This window comes from Streptococcus porcorum, from assembly GCF_053203725.1.
Genome location: NZ_JBRUDG010000058.1, coordinates 1 through 3930, shown reverse-complemented (window position 1 = coordinate 3930; position 3930 = coordinate 1). Strand labels below are relative to the sequence as shown.

Annotated in this window: 4 protein-coding genes and 2 pseudogenes; all 6 read left to right on the top strand. The window is 38.8% G+C overall.

What is annotated here, in order from left to right; all coding sequences use genetic code 11:
- Positions 1-127 precede the first annotated feature (127 nt).
- Positions 128-223, top strand: a pseudogene (locus ACVRWY_RS09350) (GNAT family N-acetyltransferase); the annotation flags it as partial.
- A gap of 82 nt (positions 224-305) precedes the next feature.
- Positions 306-1100, top strand: a complete 795-nt coding sequence (aph(3')-IIIa, locus tag ACVRWY_RS09345; protein ID WP_001096887.1) for an aminoglycoside O-phosphotransferase APH(3')-IIIa — start codon at positions 306-308, stop codon at positions 1098-1100.
- A 275-nt stretch (positions 1101-1375) separates the two neighbouring features.
- The gene (locus ACVRWY_RS09340; RefSeq protein WP_001079938.1) at positions 1376-1948 is read left to right on the top strand and encodes a helix-turn-helix transcriptional regulator; all 573 of its coding nucleotides are present in this window, start codon (positions 1376-1378) and stop codon (positions 1946-1948) included.
- Positions 1949-1971: 23 nt separating this feature from the next.
- On the top strand, positions 1972-2328 hold the full coding sequence (locus ACVRWY_RS09335; protein ID WP_000374054.1) for a WYL domain-containing protein: 357 nt from the start codon (positions 1972-1974) through the stop codon (positions 2326-2328).
- Between the two features lie 74 nt (positions 2329-2402).
- The gene (locus ACVRWY_RS09330; RefSeq protein ID WP_447455802.1) at positions 2403-3503 is read left to right on the top strand and encodes a dihydrofolate reductase family protein; all 1101 of its coding nucleotides are present in this window, start codon (positions 2403-2405) and stop codon (positions 3501-3503) included.
- 288 nt (positions 3504-3791) lie between these two features.
- Positions 3792-3875: pseudogene (locus ACVRWY_RS09325) on the top strand (MLS leader peptide); the annotation flags it as partial.
- Positions 3876-3930: the final 55 nt, after the last annotated feature.

The window sequence follows — 3930 nt, the reverse complement described above, 5'->3', positions numbered from 1 at the left end:
TTGATTGCTTCGATATGTTCCCCCATATATCAGTTTCTTAAAAAATAATCAAAATACCGTTGATACGTTCCCGCGAACGAAAGGGTTAAAAATCAGCTTAAGACATCAATGCCATCAACTCGAGCCACATTGTGGTTTCAAAATCGGCTCCGTCGATACTATGTTATACGCCAACTTTGAAAACAACTTTGAAAAAGCTGTTTTCTGGTATTTAAGGTTTTAGAATGCAAGGAACAGTGAATTGTGTTATAATTAGCTTCTTGGGGTATCTTTAAATACTGTAGAAAAGAGGAAGGAAATAATAAATGGCTAAAATGAGAATATCACCGGAATTGAAAAAACTGATCGAAAAATACCGCTGCGTAAAAGATACGGAAGGAATGTCTCCTGCTAAGGTATATAAGCTGGTGGGAGAAAATGAAAACCTATATTTAAAAATGACGGACAGCCGGTATAAAGGGACCACCTATGATGTGGAACGGGAAAAGGACATGATGCTATGGCTGGAAGGAAAGCTGCCTGTTCCAAAGGTCCTGCACTTTGAACGGCATGATGGCTGGAGCAATCTGCTCATGAGTGAGGCCGATGGCGTCCTTTGCTCGGAAGAGTATGAAGATGAACAAAGCCCTGAAAAGATTATCGAGCTGTATGCGGAGTGCATCAGGCTCTTTCACTCCATCGACATATCGGATTGTCCCTATACGAATAGCTTAGACAGCCGCTTAGCCGAATTGGATTACTTACTGAATAACGATCTGGCCGATGTGGATTGCGAAAACTGGGAAGAAGACACTCCATTTAAAGATCCGCGCGAGCTGTATGATTTTTTAAAGACGGAAAAGCCCGAAGAGGAACTTGTCTTTTCCCACGGCGACCTGGGAGACAGCAACATCTTTGTGAAAGATGGCAAAGTAAGTGGCTTTATTGATCTTGGGAGAAGCGGCAGGGCGGACAAGTGGTATGACATTGCCTTCTGCGTCCGGTCGATCAGGGAGGATATCGGGGAAGAACAGTATGTCGAGCTATTTTTTGACTTACTGGGGATCAAGCCTGATTGGGAGAAAATAAAATATTATATTTTACTGGATGAATTGTTTTAGTACCTAGATTTAGATGTCTAAAAAGCTTTAACTACAAGCTTTTTAGACATCTAATCTTTTCTGAAGTACATCCGCAACTGTCCATACTCTGATGTTTTATATCTTTTCTAAAAGTTCGCTAGATAGAGTTCTATATTAGAGATGTAAAGAGTTTTGGTGAAGAGGTTTGTGAGTATGGCTTTTATAACCAGGGTGCAATGAGAAGCACTAACAGCAGCTAGCTTAAGAACGCATAGGATATACTTTTTATGGAAGTCACAGAGGAGGAATAAAATTTGAACAGGATTAACAGAGTAACCTCTATTCTTATTCAGCTGCAATCAAAAAAAATAATTCCTGCCAAAGAAATTGCACAGCGATTTAATATAAGCTTAAGGACAGTTTACAGAGATATCCGGACACTTGAAGAAGCCGGAATACCAATTGGATCTGAGGCCGGAAAAGGATATTTTCTTGTAGAGGGCTTCCTACTTCCGCCGGTAATGTTTACAGCGGCGGAAGTGGGTGCATTGATTACAGCAGGGAAATTTTTAAATTGCCATGGAGATGAATCATTTATAAAGGATTTTGATTCAGCTATGTATAAAATCAAATCTATTTTGAAGCATGGTGAAAAAAACTATGCACAGGAGTTGGAGAACAGTATTAACGTGTACAGCACATCTGGACAGAAAAATACATTGGCGGATAACGTTATTGCAGCAATTCAGACTGCAATCTGCAATAAAAGGGTAATATCAATTCAATATCCTGCATCAGGAGGGCAAGAACCGGAAAGCAGAATGATAGAGCCTATATCACTGGGGTTTTATGAACAGAACTGGTACTTAATCGGTTTTGCAGGCTAAGAAATGAATATAGGAATTTTCGTGTGGATCGGATTAAAAGCATTTGCATAGAAGAAGAGCTCTGTCAAAGCCATGATGGCTCTTTGGAACAAATATTAAAACAAATGCTTTCATATAAAAAACTATATAATGTAATTCTTAGAGCTGAAAAAGGGGAGACATACAATTCTATCAAGAACAGGTATTCTCTCGGCTTCCTTGAAGAAACCGATTTGGGAAGTAAAATGGAAATCGAATTCCAGACAGATTCCTTTGAGATATTGAGCAAGCAGCTGATTGAATATGGATCAGGCATTGAAATAGTCCAACCTGATGAATTAAAATGCATAACCCGTAAACACCTGGCACAAATTACGAATCACTGCCTAAACTTGATTTAGAGAAAGCGATTGGTCTGTTATGTATTTTTTGTAAGGTTTCATATCCCCTGCTGACATACAGCTGTCAGTGTATTATGATATTCTACTATCAAAAAGGAGGATTGAAAAATATGAAACCAAAGATAATTATGCACACACAAATTAGCCTTGATGGCCGCATTAAAGGCTTTGATAATCCGGAAGTTTACTACCAGGTTGCCGGGGGAATTCATTCGGATGCGGTGCTGTTTGGGTCCAATACTGTTTTTACTGCATTTGAAAAATATCCTGCTGAAACAGAGGCTGATTTTGAGAAAATCATAACAAGCCCGGAGGACCCCAGACCAATAGGAGTCATACCTGACAGCAGAGGTATCTTGAGAAGTCTTCATTGCTTAAGAAATCTTGGATATCTGAAGGAAATTGTCATTCTGGTATCAACTGCCACTCCGAAGGAATATTTGAATTATTTGGAGGAAAGGCATTACCCATATATTGTGTCAGGAAATGATCATGTGGACTATGAAAAAGCCTTTCAGATCCTGCATGAGCAATATGGGTGTAAATACATGCGGACAGACAGTGGCGGTGGATTAACCAACAAATTATTAGAAAACGGACTTATTGATGAAATCAGTCTTGTGATATCACCATGTTTTGTAGGTAATAAAGAAAAACAACTATTTGATCCAGTTTATCCAGTTGATCCAGTTGATCCAGTCGATCCAGTTGATCCAGTCGATCCAGTTGATCCAGTCGATCCAACAGAGCCAACGGAACCAACAGAGCCAACGGAACCAACGGAACCAACGGAACCAACAGAGCCAAAGGAACCAACAGAGCCAACGGAACCAACGGAGCCAACGGAACCAAGCAAGCCGACAGAGCCAACAGAACCAAGTAAACCAGTAGACACAAACCCAATCGAAAACCCAGTTAATACAGATACAGGCGTTGTGATTGTTGCAGTTGAAGATAGTAAACCAATCATTCAATTAGCAGACGGAACAACAAAAAAAGTTGAAGCTAAAGAAATTGGCGCAGATGTTCAAAAAGACGGAACAGTAACGGTTAAAGGTTCAGACGGAAAAATGAAAGTTTTACCAAAAACAGGAGAAACAGAAAATATTGCATTGTCTGTCCTAGGTTCATTAATGGTATTAGGATCAGCATTCATTTTTAAAAAGAGAATCTAATTAAGGGGTCCCGAGCGCCTACGAGGAATTTGTATCGATAAGAAATAGATTTAAAAATTTCGCTGTTATTTTGTACATTTAACTTGACGGTGACATCTCTCTATTGTGAGTTATTAGTGGTACAGTTTTCAACCGTTTTAATCATAAAAAAGTGGTGCATTTTTAAATTGGCACAAACAGGTAACGGTTATTGCAGGTGTATTTCTTATCTATGGGTTTAACATGGATTTTATCATTAAAATCATGAGTATTGTCCGAGAGTGATTGGTCTTGCGTATGGTTAACCCTAAAGTTATGGAAATAAGACTTAGAAGCAAACTTAAGAGTGTGTTGATAGTGCATTATCTTAAAATTTTGTATAATAGGAATTGAAGTTAAATTAGATGCTAAAAATTTGTAATTAAGAAGGAGGGATTCGTCATGTTGG

Coding starts and splice junctions, on each gene's coding strand:
- ACVRWY_RS09330 (WP_447455802.1), top strand. CDS start 2,403: ATGATATTCTACTATCAAAAAGGAGGATTGAAAAATATGAAACCAAAG.